This is a genomic window from Bradyrhizobium diazoefficiens, assembly GCF_016616885.1.
GTDB classification, from domain to species: Bacteria; Pseudomonadota; Alphaproteobacteria; order Rhizobiales; family Xanthobacteraceae; genus Bradyrhizobium; species Bradyrhizobium diazoefficiens_F.
The window spans coordinates 837,043-858,138 of sequence record NZ_CP067102.1 but is presented as its reverse complement, the minus strand read 5'-3'; the positions used below and the strand labels follow the sequence as shown (position 1 = coordinate 858,138).

Below are 21,096 nucleotides of genomic sequence, written 5' to 3'. Positions count from 1 at the left end.
GTCGGTCTTCGGAGCTCAGGGCGCAAGCCGCGTGAAGACGTAGTCGTGGGCCTTGGCACGGGCCTCATGGCAGGCAAAGCAGGTGCGGTGCTGCGCCTCGTCCACCGGCTTGCCGTTGACGAAACGGCCAAAGCCCCAGCCGCCGGTGGCCGCATATTTCTTGGAATCCTTGACCATGACCTGGACTGTGGTGGCAGCGCCCGGAATGGTCGCCGATGCGAAGTCGGGAGACTGCGTACGCTTCCAGGCGCGCTTCACCAGAATGGTGCCGTCAGGGAATGGCAGCTTGCCGTCCTGATAGGCATCGATTGCGGCCTGGTTGCCGATGACCGCGCGCAGCTCGTTCAGGGGCGCCGCCTCCTCGGCCGGCGCGATCAGCTCCCACTGCTTGTAGCCTGCGGGAATCGTGACGCCGAAGATCGGCGAGGCCGTTGCTGCCGTCGCAGGACCTTCCGCAAGCGCGATCGAGATCAGATAGGGCACGCACGTCAGTAGGACGACGAGCAGGAGCACGGCCAGCGTGATGACCGCGATAGTGGAGGATTTTTGCTTTTGGGATTCGATGGGCGTCATGACGTTTCATCAAGCGGGGATCGCGGCGTAGCCCTCGGTCCGCATGCGCCGGACCGAGGTCTTGAACGAGCGCTCAGGCGCCGCCCTCGGCCTCGATGACGGCCTTGGCAAAGGCTTGCGGCGCCTCCTGCGGCAAATTGTGACCGATGCCGCCGGTGATCAGACGATAGTCGTAGCGGCCGGAGAATCTCTTGGCGTAGGCGCTGGGATCGGGATGCGGCGCGCCGTTGGCGTCGCCTTCCATCGTGATGGTCGGCACGTCGATGACCGGCGTTGCCGCGAGCTTCTTCTCGATCTCCTCGTATTTCGCCTCGCCCTTTGCGAGGCCGAGCCGCCAGCGATAATTGTGGATCGTGATCGCGACATGATCCTTGTTCTCGAAGGCCTTGGCACTGCGATCGAAAGTGGCGTCGTCGAACTTCCACTGCGGCGAGGCCAGCTTCCAGATCAGCTTTGCGAAATCATGCGTGTACTTCTCGTAGCCGGCGCGGCCGCGCTCGGTCGCGAAATAGAACTGGTACCACCATTGCAGCTCGGCCGCCGGCGGCAGCGGCGCGTTGCCGGCAGCCTGGCTGGAGATCAGATAGCCGCTGACCGACACCAGGGCGCGGCAGCGCTCCGGCCACAGCGCCGCGATGATATCGGCGGTGCGCGCGCCCCAGTCGAAGCCGGCAATCACGGCCTTCTTGATGTCGAGCGCATCCATCAGCGCGATGATATCGGTCGCCAGCGCGGCCGGCTCACCGTTGCGCAGCGTTTCGCTGGAGAGGAAGTGCGTCGAGCCATAGCCGCGCAAATAGGGGATGATGACGCGGTAGCCGGCCTGCGCCAGGATCGGCGCGACGTCGACGAAGCTATGGATGTCGTAGGGCCAGCCGTGGAGGAGGATTGCCACCGGGCCGGTCGCGGGGCCGACTTCGGCGTAGCCGACATTCAGCACACCGGCATCGATCTGCTTGATCGTGCCGAACGACGCATTGGTTGCGGACGATCGCGGCGTCTCTGTTTCGCCGCGCACGAGGCCGGTCACGCCGAGCCCGACGGCGACGGTCCCGGCTGCGACACCGAGAAATTGGCGGCGATGCTGGTCGAGAATCTGTTTCATGATCTTGGTACCTTGTTGATGGTTGTCGAAGTTGTCAGATCAGATCGATGGTGACGTCGATGTTGCCGCGAACGGCCCTGGAATAGGGGCAGGTCTGGTGCGCCTCATCGATGAGATCGCGCGCGACGTCGCGATCGAGGCCGGGCAGGCTGACACCGAGGCGCGCTCTGAGCGCGTAGGCTCCCGCATCGAGGACAAGATCGATTTCTGCGTCGATCGCGCTTTTGCTTGGAAGCACGATTTTCCGCTTGCGGGCTGCGATTTCCATCGCGCCTTCGAAGCAGGCGGACCAGCCAGCCGCGAACAATTGCTCGGGATTGGTGCCGATGCCCGCGCCGCCCGGTGGCGACAGTCGCACGTCGAGGCGGCCGTCAGAACTGCGGGACATGCCGTCCTGGCGCCCACCGGTGGTGTGGGTCCGCGCCGTGTAGAGCAATTCTTCCGTATGGCTCATGAGAGTCTCCTTGCCGTTACGCAACTGAATATCAGCGTGCTACTCAGGGCACCCGTTTAGTGTTGTGAGAAGTTGTGAGGCCCGCCGGGAACCGTGTTACGAGGCCTGCAAACGCGGCTTGATGCCGCTGCAAGGGCGGACTTGCCGGATCGCCGCGCGCTGGTTATCCGGTTCTGCAAATGAGCAAGATTTCGTGATGACCGAGCCTGCAGCAACAACACTCTCGTTCGGACCATTCACCGTGACGCCGCATGAAAGATTGGTGACGCGCGACGGCGTCGCGCTGCCGATGGGCGCCAAGAGCTTCGATACGCTGATCGCGCTGATGTCGCGACCGAACGAAGTCATCAGCAAATGGGATTTGATGGGCCTGGTCTGGCCCGGCATGCGCGTCGAAGAGACCAATCTGCGCTTCCATATCGCAGCGCTACGAAAAGCGCTCGGCGACGGCAAGGACGGCGCCCGCTACATCACCACGCTGTCGGGCCGTGGCTATTGCTTCGTGGCGCCGATCTCGCAGATCGGTATCCGAACAGAGCGCCGTCTCGCGCCCCAGGTGGAATTGCCGCCCGTCAAGCTGCCCAACCGATTGCAGCGGATGGTCGGACGTGCCGACACGATCGCCAATGTGTCGGACAAGCTCGTCACATCCCGCTTCGTCACGATCGTGGGGCCGGGCGGCGTCGGCAAGACGGCCGTTGCGGTCGCCATCGCGCACGATCTGCTCGCGACATTCGACGATGCTGCGCACTTTGTTGATCTTGCCGCCCTCAGCGATCCCGATCTCGTGATCACCTCGCTTCTGTTGATGCTCGGACTGCCGGCCCAGGCCGACGATCCGATGCCCGCCTTGCTCGCGCATCTGCAAGACAAGCGCATGCTGCTGGTTCTGGACAATTGCGAACATGTGATCGCGGCGGCAGCGCCGCTCGCCGCCGAGATCTTTCAGGCCGCGCCGCAGGTCCACATCCTGGCGACGAGCCGCGAGGCGCTGCGCGTCGAGGGCGAGCAGGTCTATCGGCTGGCCCCGCTTGCCGTTCCGCCCGATGGGTCCGGGCTGACGGCCGCCGTTGCCCGGACCTATCCGGCCCTCGAGCTCTTCCTCGAACGCGCAACCGCTGGAGGCGCCCGGATCGCGCTCGACGATTCCAATGCCGCCATCGCCGCCAGAATCTGCCGCAAGCTCAACGGCATGGCGCTCGCGATCGAGCTCGCCGCCGCGCGGGTCGAAGCCTACGGCCTGGAGCAGACGGCAACGCTGCTCGACGAGCGTCTCAATCTGCTCTGGCAGGGGCAGCGGACCGCACCGCCGCGGCAGAAGACGCTGCAGGCGACGCTGGACTGGAGCTACGGGCTGCTGTCCGAGCTTGAACGCCTCGTGCTGCGCAGGCTTGCGGTTTTCGCCGGTCATTTCACCATCGACGCCGCGCTCGAGGTCGTGCCCGACCAGCAGGTCGACCGCTCGCTTCTGTTCGAGGCCATCGACAGCCTCGTCGCCAAATCGATGGTCGTACCGCGCCCGATCGGCGCAATGATGCGCTACCGTCTGCTCGACACCACGCGCGCCTATCTGCTTGGGATCGAGGACGACGGATCGGCCCTCGCCGCCTGCCATGCCACCTATTACCGGCGCTGGCTCGGGCAGGCGGGCACCAAATGGGCGACGCTACCGAGCGCCGACGAGCGCGCGATCCATTTCTCGGCGCTTCACAACGTGCGCGCCGCGCTCGACTGGAGCTTTGGCCCAAGCGGCAATGTCGGCATCGGCATTGCGCTCGCCGCTGCGGCAGCCCCTATCTTCCTGGCGATGTCGCTGCTGACCGAATGCCGGCGGTGGTCCGAGCGGGCGCTGCTGGCGATCGATCCCGCCTCGCGCGGCAGCACCGACGAGATGCACCTCCAGGCCGCGCTCGGATTGACCTTGATGTTCACGCGCGGCGGCAGCGAAGCCGCGCGCAGCGCCCTGACCCGGGCCCTTGCCATCGCGGGAGCGCTCGGCGATGCGCCGAACCAGCTCCAATTGTTCGGCCGCATGCACATCTTCCATGAGCGGATCGGTCAGTTCGAGGCCGCGCTTGGTTACGCGCAACAGAGCCTCATCGTCGCCGAAGCACTTGGCGATCCTGCCTCGCTCGCACTCGCGCAGTCCCTGCTCGGCGTCTCGCTGCACCTCGGTGGCGAGCATCGCGATGCGCTGAAGATGCTGGAGGCCGCCTGGCGTGGTCCCGGCACGGAGCGGATCAGCACGGTCTATGGCTTCGACCATCGCAATCGGGCCGGCATCTCGCTGGCGCGCGAACTGTGGTTGCAGGGCCGCCCCGAGCAGGCGCGGCAGCTGGCGCAGCAGACGGTCGGTGAGGCCGCGCAGATGGATCATCCGATCACGCTGTGCATCGCCCTGATCTGGGCGGTCTCGATCGATCTCTGGAGCGGCGACCTCGATGCCGCGGAAGCGAACATCGACCGCTTCATCGCTCACGCCGAGTCACGCTCGATGGGGCCTTATCTCGCCGTCGGCCGAGGCGTCAAAGGCGAGCTCGCGATCCGGCGCGGGGACGCGGCGAGCGGCGTCGCGACGATCGAGCGCTGCCTGCAGGAGCTCCACGATTCCGGCTACGAGCTGCTCACCACCACGTTCAACATCGCGCTGGTTCAGGGGCATCTGGCGCTTGGACAGGTCGAGCGAAGCGCGCAGTTGATCGACGATGCGATCCGTCTCGTCGAGCAAAGTGGCGATCGTCTGTACATGCCCGAGCTGCTGCGGATGAAGGGCAAGGTGCTGTTGTCGCTTCCCGAGCCGAACATCGAGCATGCGGAGGCCAGTCTTTTGCAATCGCTGGAGCTGGGCCGCCGCACGGGGGCGAAAGCCTGGGAATTGCGCACCGCGATCGATCTGGCAAGACTCGTTGCCGACCGCGGGGAAGCGAAGCAATTGCTCCAATCGGCGCTCGAGAGTTTTGCCGATGGCTCCGAGACGGAGTATATCGAGGCGGCCAATGAGTTGTTGGAAGGCCTCGAAAGGCGGCGGGGATAGAGTGGGGCTCGGCGACATCGCCATCCTCCATGGATATTTCAACCGCAGACACGCGTTCTCACTCTCGCGGCTTATTCCGCCCGAGTTTTGCTCTCCTCATCACGCCCTCAACAGAAAGGGCGCGGGGAAGGCCGGGTGCCGGCTGGCACCCACGGTCCGCTGTGCGCATGTAGCGCAAAAAGAACTGCACAGCGGCATACAGGTGTAGCCGAACACACGGCCTTCCCTGCGCAATGGTTGGACGGCTTATGCCGTGCTCTCCCGGGAGCCGAATTCCTTCTGGCCTCCCTCGCCTCGCGAAATTCGCCGACACCGCGCCGGTTGGCGCCAATGCCGCATTCGCAAAGAGCTTGACCGTAGCGACGACGGCCAGGACCACACGGTTTTGCCGTACGCAGGCTTCCGGCTTCGCCAAAAGGCTTCGCCGGACATGCCCTGCTCCGCCCAAGGGCGTCACAGGCATTGAGCGCCGTTCGTACAACGCGGCTTGCAAGTCGCTCACGGGGCTCGGCTCAATCCACTGCCCCACCCTGCCACTCACATCCGCGACGGCGCCGCTCGCGTCCACCGCAGCCCGATCCGCGGCTCGTGACGACGTACGACCGCCCCTTTTCGCCGGATCAGGATGGGCGATACATACGACAAAACCGAATTTCGGTAAAGTGGAATATTTTTATGCGGGTTGATTGACCCAGCCGCTGCTGTTTTGCCCAAGGTGCAACACAAGAGCTTGGGGTGGCCCGGGGCCCGAACTCATAAAAGCAGTTGTTTTGAAGAACGCGAATTTCTCGATGTCAGCTTGTCAACCAACAGCGGCGCAAAAGGCGACATCGTTGAACTTCCGGAATGGGCCAAAACCGGACTCATGCATCGCAACAAATTGCGGCGTGTTCGATCAGTTCGTCGGGCACAAGGCGCGCCGGGCTCACTCGGGCAGTCTCGCTTTCCGAAGGCCCTCAATTAGCAGCTTCGAGTGTGATTGCCCGCCACGAGCGATGAACGCAGATATCGAGCCATGTGCTGTCGTCGCTCGAAAGGCGCCGCGCCGCCAAGAGCGTCGCGCCGATCGAGCAGGTTGCAAAATTCGTCTTGCAGACGTCAGGGCCAAGGGGCCGAAGCCTTGACGGGCGGCTCCGGAGTCCGATGCGGCCGGTCAGCGCTTCGTGGTCACCCAGGCCATGAACGCACCGGTCGCGTCCGCCCCGTTGGCAATGCGCCCGAAATCGGGGACGTCGAACGGCTGCCGGACGATCCTGCCGCCATTTCTCTCGATCTCGGCAACGCGCCGGTCGACATCGTCGACTTCGAGATAGCTCAGCCAGTGCGGCGGATCGCCATCGGGAACGATTCCGCGCATGTCGAGGATGCCGGCCACCGGCTTGCCCTCCGCCTTGGCGATCCAGTAGGTGCGGTCCCGGTCCGGCATCGGCATGCCCTCGAACGTCCAGCCGACAGTCGCGGCATAGAACCCCTTGGCCGCCTCGACATCCCGCGTATAGAGCTCATTCCAGACGAAGATTCCGTGAGTCATGGCGTCCTCCGTGTCATTGGGCTTGACCAGCGCCGCCGGCGAAATCGACCCGGAGCCAACTCGGCAGCGCCCACCCAGAGGACGAACGAGACCTCGCAAGCCCGACAGCGGGCGTCAAAATCTTGCCCTTCGCCCAAGCTCTATCTAATCGCGCAGGCGAGCGCGGCAATAAGCGCCAGGTCAGCTCTGGGTCAAAACCGGCAGTGCTCTTTACGAGCGAAATCATTCCGCTCAGCCCTCAAGGCCGGACATCTGCGACTTCTAGAGCAAGCCGTCTCACCCCGTCGGCGTGCCTTGCTTCCATTGGCCGCCGGCGATCTTCGCGGCCGCGATCACCGCCTGGGTCCGGCTCTCGACGCCGAGCTTTTGCAGGATGGCCGAGACATGCGCCTTGATGGTCGCCTCGGAGACGCCGAGCTCGTAGGCGATCTGCTTGTTCAGCAATCCCTCCGACAGCATCATCAGCACCCGCACCTGCTGCGGCGTCAGCGTCACCAGACGGTCGCGCAGCCGCGTCATGTCGGGATCGGCGGCGGCCGACAGGTCGGTGTCGGCGGGAACCCAGACGTCGCCCTCCATGACCTTGAGGATGGCGTCGCGCAGCGTCTCGACACCGAATCGCTTGGGGATGAAGCCGGAGGCGCCGAAATCGAGCGAGCGGCGGATCGTGGCATTGTCGTCGGAGGCCGAGACGATCACCACCGGGATCGCCGGGTATTGCGCGCGCAAATAAATCAGGCCGGAGAAGCCGGAGATGCCGGGCATCGAGAGGTCGAGCAGGACCAGGTCGACGTCGGAGGTCTGCTCCAGGAGTTTCGTCAGATCCTCGAACGACCCGGCCTCGTCGATTTTCGCCGTGCTCAGGACGCCGGCCACCGCCTGCCGCAGCGCATCGCGGAACAGCGGATGGTCATCGGCAATGACGAGATGGGGGGGAGGAGCGCTCATCGATCTCTTGCTGTCATTCACGTCAGGGCCAGTAGTCCGGACCGGCGCAATGGTCAATTCTTCCCCGACCGGCCGTGGCATGCAAGGGCACATTATTCCTTTGCGGAAAAGGGGTTAATCCACAAGCCGTCTGCTGCGCCGCGGCACTATAGATCCACACCGTCAGTTGCGCGTCAGTGCGAAAGGCCGAAAGTCGTATTGGGGCAGGTTTCACGCCGATGTTACCTTGGGGGCAAGACCTGGGTTGATCCGGCAGGGCCGGACAGCCGGGACGTGAGGAAACGAAATTCGGGGAGCGAACGCAACATGTCGACAATGGCTGTCTCTCAGACACGCGCAGGAGGTATGACGAAGGACGAACGTTTCGTCATTCTGGCCTCCTCGCTCGGTACCGTCTTCGAATGGTACGACTTCTATCTCTACGGATCGCTTGCCTCGATCATCGGCGCGCAGTTCTTCTCAGCTTATCCGCCGGCCACGCGCGACATCTTCGCGTTGCTGGCATTCGCGGCGGGCTTCCTGGTGCGTCCGTTCGGCGCCATCGTGTTCGGCCGCATCGGCGACATCGTGGGCCGAAAATACACCTTCCTCGTCACCATCCTGATTATGGGTCTTTCGACCTTCATCGTCGGCTTGCTGCCGAGTGCCGCGACGATCGGCTTCGCCGCGCCCGTCATCCTGATCGCGCTGCGTCTCGCGCAGGGCCTTGCGCTCGGCGGTGAGTATGGCGGTGCGGCGACCTACGTCGCCGAGCATGCGCCCAACGGCAAGCGCGGCTACTACACGTCCTTCATCCAGACCACGGCGACGCTGGGCCTGTTCCTGTCGCTGCTGGTGATCCTGTTCACCCGCACCGCGACCGGCGAAGCTGACTTCGCGGCATGGGGCTGGCGTATCCCGTTCCTGGTCTCGGTGCTCCTGCTCGGCGTCTCGGTCTGGATCCGGCTGCGCCTCAATGAATCGCCGATCTTCCAGAAGATGAAGGACGAGGGAAAGAGCTCCAAGGCGCCCCTGACGGAAGCCTTCGCCAACTGGCAGAACGGCAAGCTGGTGCTGCTGGCCCTGCTCGGCGGCACCATGGGCCAGGGCGTGGTCTGGTACACCGGCCAGTTCTACGCGCTGTTCTTCCTGCAATCGATCCTGAAGGTCGACGGCTACACCGCCAACCTGCTGATCGCCTGGTCACTGTTGTTTGGAACCGGCTTCTTCATCGTGTTCGGCATCCTGTCCGACAGGATCGGCCGCAAGCCGATCATCCTCGGCGGCTGCCTGATCGCGGCGCTGACCTTCTTCCCGATCTTCAAGATGATCACCAGCAACGCCAATCCGGCGCTGGAGAAGGCGATCGAGCAGACCAAGGTCGAGGTGGTGGCCGATCCCGCAGGCTGCGGCGATCTGTTCAACCCGGTCGGCACCCGCGTCTTCACCTCGCCTTGCGACACCGCACGCGCGTTCCTGTCGCAGTCGTCGGTCAAGTACTCGACCGCCAGCGGCCCGGCCGGCTCGGGCGTCAAGGTCGTCGTCAACGGCAAGGAGGTGGCCTACGCCACCGCCAAGGACAGCAACCCGGCGTTACTCGCCGCGGTGCAGGCGGCCGGCTATCCGAAGGCGGGTGACACCGGGATTGTGAAGATGTCGAATCCGTTCGACATCTTCCGCCCACAAGTCGCGGCGATCATCGGCCTGCTGTTCATCCTGGTGATCTTCGTCACCATGGTCTACGGGCCGATCGCGGCGATGCTGGTCGAACTGTTCCCGACCAAGATCCGCTACACCTCGATGTCGCTGCCCTATCACATCGGCAACGGCTGGTTCGGTGGCCTGCTGCCGGCGACCGCATTCGCGATCGTGGCATCGACCGGCGATATCTATGCCGGTCTCTGGTATCCGATCATCTTCGCGGTGATCACCGCCGTGGTCGGCTTCCTGTTCCTGCCCGAGACCAAGGACGTCGACATCAAGTCGACCTGATCGGAAGCAACGATCCGTCATCACGAACGGCCGCGGATTCCCGCGGCCGTTTTGTTTATGACGTCGCGCCGATGAATTGCAGCACGATCTCGCGCCGGTGCGGACGCTCACGGTGCTCGACCAGATAGATCGCCTGCCAGGTGCCGAGCGCGAGCTTGCCGTTGAGCACCGGCACGTGCAGCGACGTCTGCGTCAGCATGGTCTTGACGTGCGCCGGCATGTCGTCGGGTCCTTCGGTATCATGCGTCCACGGCACATTTTCCGGCGCGAGCCGTGACAGCGCCGTGGTGAGATCGACGAGGACGGAGGGATCGGCGTTTTCCTGGATCGTCAGCGAGGCCGAGGTGTGGCGGACGAACAGCGTCAACGCGCCGTCGCCCGCGTGGGCCTCGTTGATAAACTTGGCGGCTTCGCTGGTGAGATCGGTGAAGCCACGACCTGATGTCTGCACGGTCAGCAGCGACGATACGATCGTGGTGGCTTGCACGGACGATGGCGCCGAGCGCGTGACGGATTTGGCCGATGTCATGAAAACTCTCTCAACTCCGAAGCCGCCGTAGGGTGGGCAAAGGAACGAAGCGACGTGCCCACCATCTCGGTCCCGATGCGTGAATTGGTGGGCACGCTTCGCTTTGCCCACCCTACGGCAGCTCAACGCGTGGATAAGGCGAACGGGTCCTCAAATCCTCCCCGACACGTCCTTTTGCACGCGATTGGCCATGTCGATCAGCCGGCGCCACGCCTTTTCCAGGAAGGACATCACGCGGTCCAGGTCCTGGTCGCTGGGCAGCGGGATCTCGAGCTTGCGGTCGCCTTCGGCGGCCTTTGGCTCGCCCTTCTTCAGGGAATCGGATTTCGGCAGCGCCTCGTCGATCTTGCCGGAGACGGGCGGACCGGCGGCGACCTGCCCCTTCAGCGTCTCGACCTCGGCCCGGAGCCGGCCGATCTCGGCGTCGAGCGCGGAGCGCTCGTCGGGCACGGCGTAGCAGGCCCAGCCGGCGCCATTCCTGGTGCAGGTCGAGACCGTGCCGGTGCGGGTATCGAGCCGCAGCACGCCCTCGGGGATCGGCGTCATGCTGTAGCGGCCGTTGTCGCCGTCGGGCGCGGATTGCGCGGCAACCAACGTGCCGCTGACCGTCGTCACCGCAACGATCGCCGCAGCACACCATGATGTCGTGAATGATTTCGCCGGTCTCATCGCGCTCTCCGCCACGCCGCGAAAGCTGGCACATCCCGCAATTCTACACCCGGGCGGACGACGGCGCACCGCTTGCTCGCACGAATCCGCCGCCAAAAACCGCATCTGCAAAATCAACGATGGCGGCGGCCTGTTTGATCCCGGGAGCCGCGGCGAAATGTCGGCCATATCTGCAGATCGCGCGGAGAGCTGCTGCGGTGCGGCGTCACGCTGTGTGCAGCGCTGGCGTACAAGGCGATATCATCAATTAAATCAAACGCATAACCGAACACGACGCGATCGTGACTTGGCTTGACTTGATTATGTGCGGTCAGTATGGTCCGCGCGGCTTTTGAGGGTGGCGGGCGTAGTTTCCATTCAACCGCAGCGTTTCGGGTCTTCGTGGCATGGCTCAGGACACGGGACACGGCGAGAATGGAGATCGCGATAGATCGCCCGAGGAAGCTGCGCTTTCCGAACGGCTCGGAAAACTTGATCAGCGGTTGTCCGAACTTCGCGGCCGCCACGTCAAGACCGAGCAACCCGCAGGTGACGGAGAAGACAGAGCGGCCAGAGCCTCGGCGATGGCGCTTGGTTTCCGATTATCCTCCGAGTTGGTCGCCGGGGTCGTTGTCGGAGCGGGGATTGGCTGGGGTTTCGACCGCTTGCTGTCGACGTCGCCTTTCGGATTTATCGTGTTCCTGCTGCTGGGCTTCGTGGCCGGCGTGGTGAATGTGGTGAGAACGGCGGGCGCGGGTCAAAGGCGCGGTGGTTCGTAGGCTGATCCGACACGATGACAGGAATTTTCGCGCCGGCTTCGCCGGTGCGGGCCGGCCCGGCCGGCAGACCGAGACCAGCCGGCATCGCCCGGCAGACCAAGAGATGCCGCGCCGATGAAAATCGATCCGATCCACCAGTTCAACATCGAGCCTCTCTTCACGATCGGCCATATCGGCAATCACACGATCGCCTTCACCAATTCATCGCTCTACATGCTGGTGGCGGTTGCGATCATCTCGATCCTGATGCTTGCCAGCGGCACGCAGCTGGTTCCCGGGCGCCTCCAGTCGGTCGCCGAGATCTCCTACGAATTCGTCGCCTCGACCATTCGTTCGACGGCCGGCTCGGAAGGCATGAAGTTCTTCCCGCTGATCTTCTCGCTGTTCATGTTCCTGTGCGTTTCGAACCTGGTCGGCATCATTCCTTACACGTTCACGATCTCGAGCCACCTGATCGTGACGGCAGCGCTTGCGCTCCTGGTCTTCTTCACCGTGCTGATCTACGGCGTCGCCAAGAACGGCCTGAAATTCTTCTCGATCTTCGTGCCCCACGGCGTCCCCGGCTACATCCTGCCGCTGGTGATGTTCATCGAGATCCTGTCGTTCTTCCTGCGGCCGGTCTCCCACAGCGTCCGTCTGTTCGCCAACATGCTGGCCGGCCACATCGCGCTGAAGGTGTTCGCGGGCTTCGTCGCCATGCTCGGCTTCTCGCTCGGCGCCCTCGGCTGGGTCGGCGGCGTGCTGCCGCTGGCGCTCACGATCGCGCTGTACGCTCTCGAGATTCTGGTCGCGTTCCTGCAAGCCTATGTGTTTGCGATCCTGACCTGCATCTACCTCAACGACGCCATTCATCCGGGACACTAACCGGTCCGGGGAATTTCCACCCAAAACCCAATCTTTCCTCCAAGGAGTCTAAAATGGATCCGGCAGCAGCAAAACTTATCGGCGCGGGCATCGCATGCATCGGCATGGGCGGCGCGGGCGTCGGCGTGGGCGTGATCTTCGGCAACTACCTCGCCGCAGCCGTCCGCAACCCGTCGGCTGCTCAGGGCCAGTTCGGCAACCTGATCTTCGGCTTCGCCGTGACCGAAGCGCTCGGCATTTTCTCGCTGCTGATCGCGCTGCTGCTGCTGTTCGTTCCGCTCTGAGGACGACGTTTCGCGCCGCTTCAACCGAAGCGGCGCGCATGACAGCAACAGGAGATCTCCATGGCTGAGAGTCATGGCGGCGCAAAAGGTCCCGCGGCGGGCGCCCATACCGAGACCGAAGGTGGTCACGGTGGCGGCTTTCCGCCGTTCGAGAGCAGCACCTTCGCTTCACAGCTGGTGTCGCTCGCGATCTTCTTCGTCGTTCTTTACGTGATCGTGTCCAAGCTCGCTCTGCCGAAGGTCGGCGGTGCGATCGAAGCGCGTCAGAACAAGATCGAGGGTGACCTCGCCGAGGCGCAGAAGCTGAAGGACCAGTCCGACGCGGCGCTGAAGGCCTATGAAGGCGAGCTCGCTTCGGCACGTTCGCGGGCGCAGGCGATCGGCAACGAATCCCGCGACAAGGCGAATGCGCAGGCGGAAGCCGAGCGCAAGGCGCTGGAAGAGCAGCTGGCGGCCAAGCTCGCCGAGGCGGAAAAGACCATCGCCTCGACCCGTGCGACCGCCATGACCAACGTCCGCGGTATCGCAGCCGATGCGGCAGGCACCATCGTGCAGCGGCTCACCGGCGTCGTTCCGGACGGCGCAGCGGTCAATGCCGCCGTTGACGCGTCCTTGAAGGGTTAGTCGATATGTTCTTCGATCCTGAAACTTGGGTCGCCGTCGCCTTCGTGATTCTGATGGTCGTGTTCGGCTATCTCGGGGTCTTCAACAAGGCGATGGCTGCGCTCGACCATCGCGCCGACCGCATCAAGGCCGAGCTCGACGACGCGACGCGCCTCAAGCAGGAAGCCGCCAAGGTGCTCGCCGACTACAAGGCGCGCAGTGCCACGGCCGAACGCGAGGCCGCCGACATCATCGCCAACGCCAAGTCCGAAGCCGAGCGCATCGCGACCGAGGCCAAGGCGAAGATGGAAGACTTCGTCGCCCGCCGCACCAAGACCGCGGAGAGCAAGATCGCGCTCGCCGAGGCCCAGGCGCTGGCCGATGTCCGCGCCGCAGCCGCGGAAGCTGCCGTCCAGGCCGCCTCCACGATCCTGTCGCAGTCGGTCAAGGGCCAGGTCGCCGACGATCTGCTCGCCAAGGGCATCACCGAGGTTCGCCAGAAGCTGAACTGAGGGCAGACGCCTCACCAATCAAAAAGCCGGCGCGATGAGCGCCGGCTTTTTTGTTTGGGGTCGGTAGTGCAACCACGATTGAAACTGCGGCGCCTTACTTCTTCTTCCGCGCCTTCGGCTCGGGCGACAGCGCCTGCGGGTCGAAGCCGACATAGAAGATGTAGGAGTCGGCGACTGCGGCTGACGGCACCGGATAGGACAGGTCCTCGGCGACGAAGGTAAAGGGCACGCTGCCGCCTTCGGACATCTCGACCGTGGTCCGGTAGGCCTTCGAGGCGATCACCTTCTCGCCGACGCCGCCCTGCACCACGGCGACGCGCAGGGGGACCTCGACCGTGTTGGGCGCGCCGGCAGGGCCTGCGATGACGCGGCCCTGGATGCCGATGCGCGCGGTGATCTCGCCGCCGTTGCGGACGCATTCGCGCGCCATCTTGGTGATCGAGGCCTGGAAGCGCACGTCGTTGCCGACGGCCGGCTTGCCTGTCGCCCCGACCCCGTAGGTGGAGGCTCCGGCGCGCACCGTGACCTGCGGGCAATCGATGTCGTCATCGGCCGCCGGCTGGCCCGGCGCGGGCGCCGGCTTGGGCTGGGTGGGCTCGTCGGACTTGCCGCCGAACAGGCTCTTGAAACGGTCAGTCAGCGACTGCGCCGCGACCGGTGACACGGAAGCAAATGACACCGTCAGCGCCAGCGCGATCACCGGACCCCGCCGCAGCGCATTCCGCAATGATCGAAGCTCGTTCATCAACGCCCGTACTCCATGACAAATCCCGGCCGATCGCCGGTTGGCCTGCGGGTTATATCGCCAAAATCGGCGATCCCAAGGCGAGAAAACAAGGCAGGAAAAATGCTGAGCTCTGTGCGCGAGATCACCCGGCTCAGCCGCGGAAATCCTCGTGCAGCAGGCCGAACAGCAGATGGTCCTGCCAGATCCCGTTGATGCAGAGATAGCGGCGCGCCAGTCCCTCGCGCGAGAAGCCGCACTTCTCCAGCACCCGGATCGACGGCGCATTGGTGGGGATGCAGGCGGCCTCGACCCGGTGCAGGTTGAGCTCGCCGAACAGCGTCGGTAGCAGTACCCGCAGCGCCGCGGTCATGTAGCCGCGATGGGCGTGGGGCTGGCCGACCCAATAGCCGATGGTGCCGGCCTGGACGATGCCGCGCCGGACATTGGCGAGCGTGATGCCGCCAACCATAGCGCCGTCGAGCTCGCGGAAGATCAGAAAGGGATAGGAGCGGTCGGCGGCGATATCCTCGGAATAGCGGCGCAGGCGGCGGCGGAAGCCAGACCGGGACAAATCGTCCGATGGCCAGATCGGCTCCCACGGCGTCAGGTAATCGCGGCTGGTCTCGCGTAAGTGCGCCCATTGCAGGAAATCCGACATCTGCGGCGCGCGCAGCAACAGGCCGTTGCCGCGGGGGGCGAGAGCAGCAGGTCCACTGGATGGCAGGCGAAACAGGGCCATGGTGATGCTTCCCGAAGCGGGGCGCCCCTGCGCGGCTCCTAATGCAGCCGGGCCTTGGCGCGCGCCTTGGTCAATCCTTCCGCAAAAGACACCGCCGTGTCCAGACCCCTGCCGCTGCCCAATGCAACGACCGCAGGGCGGCTGCGCGAAAGCAGTGCACGCGCTGCATCGCGGGTTGATTCGACGCTGACGGCGTCGATCCGGGCCACCAGCTCCTGCGCCGTCTGCGGCCGGCCATAGGCCAGCACGTGCCGGGCGAGCTGCTCGGCACGCGACGAGCAGCTTTCCAACGCCATCAGGAGGCCCGCCTTCATCTGCGCCTTGGCGCGGGCGATCTCCGCCTCGGTCAGGGTCTCGACCGAATCATTCATGATGTCGACCACGACCTCCATCATCTCCGGCGCGTCGGCGGGATCGGTGCCGGTATAGAGGCCGAAGAAACCGGTGTCGGTATAGGGGGCATGAAAGGTATAGATTGAGTAGCAGAGGCCGCGCTTTTCGCGCACCTCCTGGAACAGCCGCGACGACATTCCGCCGCCGAGGATGTTGGTGAAGACCTGGAGCGAGAACAGCGACAGGTCCGTCTGCGGCACGCCCTCCAGCGCCAGCGTCAGATGCGCCTGCTCGAGCTCGCGATGCACCACCTTGGCGCCGCCCTTGCCGAACATCGCTGCCTGCGGCTTCGGCCCCGGCGTCGCCTCAAAGCTTGCAAAGCGCTTCTCGGCCTCGGCGACGACCTGCTTGTGATCGACGGCGCCGGCCGCCGCCACCACCATGTCGGGCCCGCGATAATGTGTCGACAGATAGCCGCGCAATGAATCGCGGTTGAACGCGCGCAAGGTCTTGGCGGTGCCGAGCAGCGAACGGCCCATCGGCTGGTCGGGATAGCAGAGCTCGTTGAGATGCTCGAACACGACGTCGTCGGGCGTGTCCTGGGCCGCGCCGATCTCCTGCACGATGACGTTCTTCTCGCGCTCGAGCTCGTCGGGCTCGAAGGCGGGATTGGCCAGGATGTCGGCGAGCACGTCGAGCGCCAGCGGCACGTCGGCCTTCATCACCCGGGCATAATAGGACGTGGTCTCGGTCGAGGTGCCGGCATTGAGATCGCCGCCGACCGCCTCGATCTCCTCGACGATCTCGCGCGAGGAGCGCCCGGTCGTGCCCTTGAACGCCATGTGCTCGAGCAGATGCGAGATGCCATGCTCGTTCGGCTTCTCGTCGCGGCCGCCGACGCCGGCCCAGACGCCGAGCGCGGCGGTCTCGAGGTGAGGCATGTTGTCGGTGACGACGGTCAGGCCGGAGGCAAGCTTGGATATCTCGACGCTCATCCGGCAACTCCCTGTTTTGCGGCACGGCTGACCGACAGCACGAACCGCTCGACCTCGGCCTGATCGTTCTTCATGACCTTCATATGTTCGGATTTGGTCATCAGACCGTCGAGCCAAGCCGGCAGTTGCGGCCGCTGGCCGCAGGCCGCATCCACGGCATCAGGGAATTTGGCGGGATGCGCGGTCGAGAGCACGATGTTGGGCACGGTCGTATCGGTGGTGTCGCGATCGGCGACCGCGAGCGCGACGGCGGTGTGGGGATCGACGAGCTCGCCGGCCTCGCGCCAGGCAGCGCGGATCGCAGCCGCAGTTTCGGTCTCGTCGGCGCGGCCGGCGTCGAATTCTTCGCGGATCGCAGCCAGCGTGGCGTCGGGCAGGACGAAGCGGCCCGACTGTTTCAGCGAATCCATCAGCCGGCGCACGCCGGCCGCATCGCGCTTGCCGGCTTCGAACAGCAACCGCTCGAAATTCGAGGAGATCTGGATGTCCATCGATGGCGAGGCGGTGGCGTGCACCTCGCGCACCTCGTAGATGCCGGTCTTGAGCGTGCGGGCGAGGATGTCGTTGACGTTGGCGGCGATGCGCAGGGTCCGCACGGGAAGCCCCATGCGCTTGGCGACATAGCCTGCAAAAATATCGCCGAAATTTCCGGTCGGCACGATGAAATCCACCGCGCGCGCCGGCGCGCCGGCGGCGACTGCGGAGGTGAAATAATAGACCACCTGCGCAACGATGCGGGCCCAGTTGATGGAATTGACGCCGGACAACGAGGTGGCATCGCGGAAGCGATGGTTGTTGAACATCCCTTTCACGAGCGCCTGGCAGTCGTCGAAATTGCCCTCGATGGCGAGCGCGTGGACGTTGGCGGCGCCCGTCGTCGTCATCATGCGCTGCTGCACCTCGGAGATGCGCTTGTGCGGGAACAGCACGATGAGATCGACATTCTCCAGACCCGCGAAGGCCTCGACCGCGGCACCGCCGGTGTCGCCGGAGGTCGCGACCACGATGGTGGTGCGCTGGCCGCGCTTGGCGAGCACATGGTCCATCAGCCGCGAGATCAGCTGCATCGCCACGTCCTTGAAGGCGAGCGTCGGACCGTGGAACAGCTCCAGCACGAATTGATGCGGCGACAGCTGGCGCAGCGGCACCACCGCCGGATGACGGAAGGTGGCGTAGGCCTCGTTCGCCATGCGGCCGAGCTCGGCGTCCGAAATCTCGCCGCCGACGAACGGATGGATGACGTCGACCGCGACCTCCCAATAGGGCCGGCCAAAGAAACCCGCGATGGTCTCGACCGAGAGCTGCGGCCAGGTCACCGGCACATACAGCCCGCCGTCGCGGGCAAGCCCGGTCAGCATCACGTCGCAGAAGCCAAGCTCAGGGGCCTCGCCCCGGGTCGAGATATAACGAGTCAAACTGCCCTCCAAAGGCCGGCCCGATTTGAATCCGGGCCTTAAGCCTTTGATTTCACGATGTTCCTAGTTCACAGCCAGAGGCTTTGCGGCACCATAGAGCGTTTTGAAGGGCCGCACCATGCCCAACGAAAAAGGGCTGCGGCGATGCCGCAGCCCTTCTCTTGGAAGGTCTGTCGTTGATGTGTGCAGACCCGGTTTTCCGCGTTGGGACGCCTGCCCCAAAAAACGTTCGTTCGAGCTATCGTCACCTGTCACGAGATCGTCAAGGAGAAAAACGGCGCGCAACGCCGAATGTTCCTGTTTTTCCCGATACGCCCCGGCGAAGCCGGCGAGCGGACTGCGCGGAGCCAGATCCTGCTGCCACTTTTTCCCGACGCGATGCGCCGGATAAGGAACGAACGCCTGATCGGTCCATTGTGTCGGCGGATGGTGTCAGCCGTCGTCCACGCATTGCCCGGACGCGCGGCGGTCCCGATCCGTCGGCCGAGCCGGCTGCATCCTGGTGCAGCCGGTTCGGTCCCTGGGGGTGTCAGTTCATCCCGATTTCCACCGCGATCCGGATCAGGTCGGAGTGGTTCTTGGCCCCGAGCTTCTGCTTGAGCAGGGACGTGGTGTTGGCGACGGTCTTGTAGGAGATGCCGAGCGCCTCGGCGACCTCGACAATCTTGTTGCCGCGCCCGAGCAGGCGGAGAATCTCGAGCTCCCGCGGCGTCATCTGCGAGGCCGGGTTGGCCTTGATCGCCGCGCCGGAGAACGTCACGGCCTCCGCGAGCTGCGGCGAAATGAAGTTGTCGCCCGCGACCACTTTGCGCACGGCCTTGAGCAGGATCCGGGGGTCGTCGCCTTTGGAGACATAACCCTGCGCCCCGAGCTCCACGGCGCGCACCACAAAGGCTGGATCATCGTTCATGCTAAACATGATGATCTTGGCGTCCGGGTCGTCCTTGCGGATCCGGCGCATCAGCTCGAAGCCGGAGACATCGGGCAGGCTGATGTCGATCACGGTCACGTCGGGCCGCTTGCTGACATAGGCGCGATGGCCTGATTTCGCGTCGGTCGCCTCATCAATCCGGATCGAGTGGTCCGACGCAAAAAGGGTGCGACATCCTGACAGCACCACAGGATGGTCGTCGACGATCAGGACCCTGGTCGCCGGCTTGGCGGTATCTTGCATCGCGCGCTCTCTTGTTTTCTGGACTCATAGACCGGCGGGAACAAATGGAAAGAGAAAATCCCGCCAATGCGCGTTAGAATTGACCTAATGTGGCAACGACTCTCGTTCAGGACCCAGCTGTTTCTCCCGCTCGGCTTGAGCTTTCTCGCCGCGCTGGCAATGGGTGGTTTGCTGCTCCAGACCTTCGCGACCGGCCAACTGGCTGACGAGAATGAGCCCGGTCGACGCTCGACCCGGATCGTCGCTTTCGCACTCAACAGCGCTCTCGGCGCCACGGACAATCCACGGAAGGTGCTTGACGCATTTGTCAATTCTTTGGGCACCTCCTCTGATATTCAATTCCGCCCCGTGGAGGCGGGTCCTTTGCCCCCTGGGAAGGACGGTCTGCGGGACCTGCATGGCGTGCCGCGATGGTTCGCGGATCTGATCGCCATCCCGGACATGGACGCGGCATCCCCTGTCATCATCGACGGCAGGCACATTGGCGACATCCTGTTCACGCCCGACCTCTCGGCCGATCTGTTCGAAAAGTGGATTGGCTTTCTGGCACTGATGAGCCTCATTGCGGTGCTGATGGTATTGACCGGAACGATCGCCTATCTCTTCGCAAGATCGGCGCTGCGGCCTCTGCAAGATCTCGGCGCAGGCCTGACACGAATGCGGCGCGGCGACTATGCGACGCCGATCCCGGTCGGGGGACCGCCGGAAATCCGGCAGAGCTGCGAGGAAGCCAATGCCCTTGCAGCGACCCTCGCGCAATTGAGCCAGGACAATCGCGATCTCTTGCACCGCCTGGTGTCGCTCCAGGACAATGAGCGGCGCGATCTCGCCCGCGAGCTGCATGACGAGCTGGGCCCGCTGCTCTTCAGCATCCGCGCCGCCGCGATCGCGCTGAGCGAGGCCGCCCCGCAGGCGGGAAATCTCGGAAACTCCGTGCAGGAGGTCATGAGGTCCGTCGAGGCGCTTCAGCAGACCAACCGCCGCATCCTCGACCGGTTGCGGCCGCTCTACATCGAGGAATTGGGGCTCGAGGCCAGCGTGCAGACGCTGCTCCGGAATTTTCGCAGGCAGGCGCCGCATATCGGCCTCACCGCAACGATCGATCCTGATCTCAACGACCTCGACGGGCCGCTGGCCCAAACCGTCTATCGCGTCATCCAGGAAGCGCTGACCAACGTGCTGCGGCACGCCGGAGCCCGCAATGCGCATGTCCAGGCGGCGATTGCCGGCGACGCGCTCGCGGTCGAGGTCTCCGATGACGGCGGCGGCTTTCCCGCCGAGAATGTTTTCGGCCGCGGCCTGACCGGCATGCACGAGCGCGTGCGCGCACTCAGCGGATCGCTGTCACTGCTGCGCGCGGACGACCGAACCTATGTGCGCTGCCGCCTTCCGCTGGGCGAAGTTCGCGACGCCCCGATCTCCGCCTAGCACGCGGCGCAATCGTGCGCGCCCTGCTGCGCCGGCTCGCACAGGGTGCTGTGGATCTTGCCTTCGGCACTGAAGCGAAACGAGGCACGGACGCGGAGCGCGCCCGCGATGGAATATTCGAGATCGATGCCGTTCTGCCCGGGATGGATTTCCTCCAGGCCGAAGCCCGCCGAGGAGAACGCGCTGAGCTTCGGCCCCCAATAGGTTTCCAGTTCGTGCCGGCCGCGATAGAGATGGGTGCCATTGCAGCTACATTCCACCTTGCCATCGTCGGCATAGAGATCGAGCAGCGTCGCGAGGTCGCCCTTGCGACAGGCATCCATCCAATCGACGATTATTCCCATCTGATCGAAATCGCGCACGCCAAGAATCCTGTTTGCCGCGAAAAAACTTTCAGTGCGGCTTACGGCCACCCTCGTGAATATGCGCTGAATAATAAAGCCCGGGCGA

At 64.4% G+C, this 21,096-nt stretch carries 21 protein-coding genes; 8 read left to right on the top strand and 13 right to left on the bottom strand.

The window, feature by feature from the left end; all coding sequences use genetic code 11:
* Positions 1-15: 15 nt before the first annotated feature.
* The 3 genes from JJC00_RS03990 to JJC00_RS03980 all read right to left on the bottom strand — a co-directional run bounded on the left by JJC00_RS03990 (position 16) and on the right by JJC00_RS03980 (position 2,132).
* The gene (locus tag JJC00_RS03990) at positions 16-573 is read right to left on the bottom strand and encodes a cytochrome P460 family protein (RefSeq protein ID WP_200471453.1); all 558 of its coding nucleotides are present in this window, start codon (positions 571-573) and stop codon (positions 16-18) included.
* Between the two features lie 73 nt (positions 574-646).
* Positions 647-1,678, bottom strand: coding sequence for an alpha/beta fold hydrolase (locus JJC00_RS03985; RefSeq protein ID WP_200471452.1), 1,032 nt, complete (start codon positions 1,676-1,678; stop codon positions 647-649).
* A 34-nt stretch (positions 1,679-1,712) separates the two neighbouring features.
* Positions 1,713-2,132, bottom strand: coding sequence for an organic hydroperoxide resistance protein (locus JJC00_RS03980; RefSeq protein WP_200471451.1), 420 nt, complete (start codon positions 2,130-2,132; stop codon positions 1,713-1,715).
* 196 nt (positions 2,133-2,328) lie between these two features.
* Here JJC00_RS03980 and JJC00_RS03975 point away from each other — a divergent pair, with 196 nt between their 5' ends.
* Positions 2,329-5,166 (top strand): ATP-binding protein, encoded by a 2,838-nt coding sequence (locus JJC00_RS03975; protein WP_200471450.1) that lies wholly within the window; start codon positions 2,329-2,331, stop codon positions 5,164-5,166.
* A 1,153-nt stretch (positions 5,167-6,319) separates the two neighbouring features.
* Here JJC00_RS03975 and JJC00_RS03970 read toward each other — a convergent pair.
* Positions 6,320-6,697 carry a VOC family protein gene (locus JJC00_RS03970; RefSeq protein ID WP_200471449.1) on the bottom strand — a complete coding sequence of 126 codons (378 nt, stop codon included), beginning with the start codon at positions 6,695-6,697 and terminating at the stop codon, positions 6,320-6,322.
* 276 nt (positions 6,698-6,973) lie between these two features.
* The gene (locus JJC00_RS03965; protein ID WP_200471448.1) at positions 6,974-7,645 is read right to left on the bottom strand and encodes a response regulator; all 672 of its coding nucleotides are present in this window, start codon (positions 7,643-7,645) and stop codon (positions 6,974-6,976) included.
* A gap of 345 nt (positions 7,646-7,990) precedes the next feature.
* Between JJC00_RS03965 and JJC00_RS03960 the strand changes: the two genes are divergently transcribed.
* On the top strand, positions 7,991-9,616 hold the full coding sequence (locus tag JJC00_RS03960) for an MFS transporter (protein ID WP_200471447.1): 1,626 nt from the start codon (positions 7,991-7,993) through the stop codon (positions 9,614-9,616).
* 55 nt (positions 9,617-9,671) lie between these two features.
* Here the strand turns inward: JJC00_RS03960 and JJC00_RS03955 are convergent, their stop codons facing one another.
* Positions 9,672-10,145 (bottom strand): secondary thiamine-phosphate synthase enzyme YjbQ, encoded by a 474-nt coding sequence (locus JJC00_RS03955; protein WP_200471446.1) that lies wholly within the window; start codon positions 10,143-10,145, stop codon positions 9,672-9,674.
* Positions 10,146-10,295: 150 nt separating this feature from the next.
* The gene (locus JJC00_RS03950) at positions 10,296-10,814 is read right to left on the bottom strand and encodes a hypothetical protein (RefSeq protein ID WP_200471445.1); all 519 of its coding nucleotides are present in this window, start codon (positions 10,812-10,814) and stop codon (positions 10,296-10,298) included.
* A 386-nt stretch (positions 10,815-11,200) separates the two neighbouring features.
* Between JJC00_RS03950 and JJC00_RS03945 the strand changes: the two genes are divergently transcribed.
* The 5 genes from JJC00_RS03945 (at position 11,201) to JJC00_RS03925 (ending at position 13,835) form a co-directional block, all read left to right on the top strand.
* Positions 11,201-11,572 (top strand): AtpZ/AtpI family protein, encoded by a 372-nt coding sequence (locus JJC00_RS03945; RefSeq protein ID WP_200471444.1) that lies wholly within the window; start codon positions 11,201-11,203, stop codon positions 11,570-11,572.
* A 114-nt stretch (positions 11,573-11,686) separates the two neighbouring features.
* Positions 11,687-12,436, top strand: coding sequence for a F0F1 ATP synthase subunit A (locus JJC00_RS03940; protein ID WP_027533045.1), 750 nt, complete (start codon positions 11,687-11,689; stop codon positions 12,434-12,436).
* 53 nt (positions 12,437-12,489) lie between these two features.
* Complete coding sequence (locus JJC00_RS03935; protein WP_007599451.1) at positions 12,490-12,720, top strand: F0F1 ATP synthase subunit C; 231 nt, start codon at positions 12,490-12,492, stop codon at positions 12,718-12,720.
* Between the two features lie 60 nt (positions 12,721-12,780).
* Positions 12,781-13,344 (top strand): F0F1 ATP synthase subunit B', encoded by a 564-nt coding sequence (locus tag JJC00_RS03930; RefSeq protein ID WP_200471443.1) that lies wholly within the window; start codon positions 12,781-12,783, stop codon positions 13,342-13,344.
* 5 nt (positions 13,345-13,349) lie between these two features.
* On the top strand, positions 13,350-13,835 hold the full coding sequence (locus JJC00_RS03925) for an ATP F0F1 synthase subunit B (protein WP_200471442.1): 486 nt from the start codon (positions 13,350-13,352) through the stop codon (positions 13,833-13,835).
* A 94-nt stretch (positions 13,836-13,929) separates the two neighbouring features.
* Here JJC00_RS03925 and JJC00_RS03920 read toward each other — a convergent pair whose 3' ends face one another.
* The 5 genes from JJC00_RS03920 to JJC00_RS03900 form a co-directional block, all read right to left on the bottom strand.
* Positions 13,930-14,583, bottom strand: a complete 654-nt coding sequence (locus tag JJC00_RS03920) for a hypothetical protein (protein WP_200471441.1) — start codon at positions 14,581-14,583, stop codon at positions 13,930-13,932.
* Between the two features lie 130 nt (positions 14,584-14,713).
* The gene (locus tag JJC00_RS03915) at positions 14,714-15,301 is read right to left on the bottom strand and encodes a GNAT family N-acetyltransferase (protein WP_200471440.1); all 588 of its coding nucleotides are present in this window, start codon (positions 15,299-15,301) and stop codon (positions 14,714-14,716) included.
* A gap of 38 nt (positions 15,302-15,339) precedes the next feature.
* Complete coding sequence (locus JJC00_RS03910) at positions 15,340-16,629, bottom strand: M16 family metallopeptidase (protein WP_200471439.1); 1,290 nt, start codon at positions 16,627-16,629, stop codon at positions 15,340-15,342.
* Positions 16,626-18,044: a threonine synthase gene (thrC, locus tag JJC00_RS03905; RefSeq protein WP_200471438.1), complete on the bottom strand. Its 1,419-nt coding sequence runs from the start codon at positions 18,042-18,044 to the stop codon at positions 16,626-16,628. The genes JJC00_RS03910 and thrC overlap by 4 nt, the downstream gene beginning before the upstream one ends.
* 529 nt (positions 18,045-18,573) lie before the next feature.
* Entirely contained in the window at positions 18,574-19,218 is a 645-nt protein-coding gene (locus JJC00_RS03900; RefSeq protein WP_148770108.1) for a response regulator transcription factor, read from the bottom strand.
* An 87-nt stretch (positions 19,219-19,305) separates the two neighbouring features.
* Here JJC00_RS03900 and JJC00_RS03895 point away from each other — a divergent pair, with 87 nt between their 5' ends.
* Positions 19,306-20,646 (top strand): histidine kinase, encoded by a 1,341-nt coding sequence (locus JJC00_RS03895; RefSeq protein ID WP_200471437.1) that lies wholly within the window; start codon positions 19,306-19,308, stop codon positions 20,644-20,646.
* Here the strand turns inward: JJC00_RS03895 and JJC00_RS03890 are convergent.
* Entirely contained in the window at positions 20,643-21,008 is a 366-nt protein-coding gene (locus JJC00_RS03890) for a nuclear transport factor 2 family protein (protein WP_200471436.1), read from the bottom strand. The genes JJC00_RS03895 and JJC00_RS03890 overlap by 4 nt on opposite strands.
* Positions 21,009-21,096: the final 88 nt, after the last annotated feature.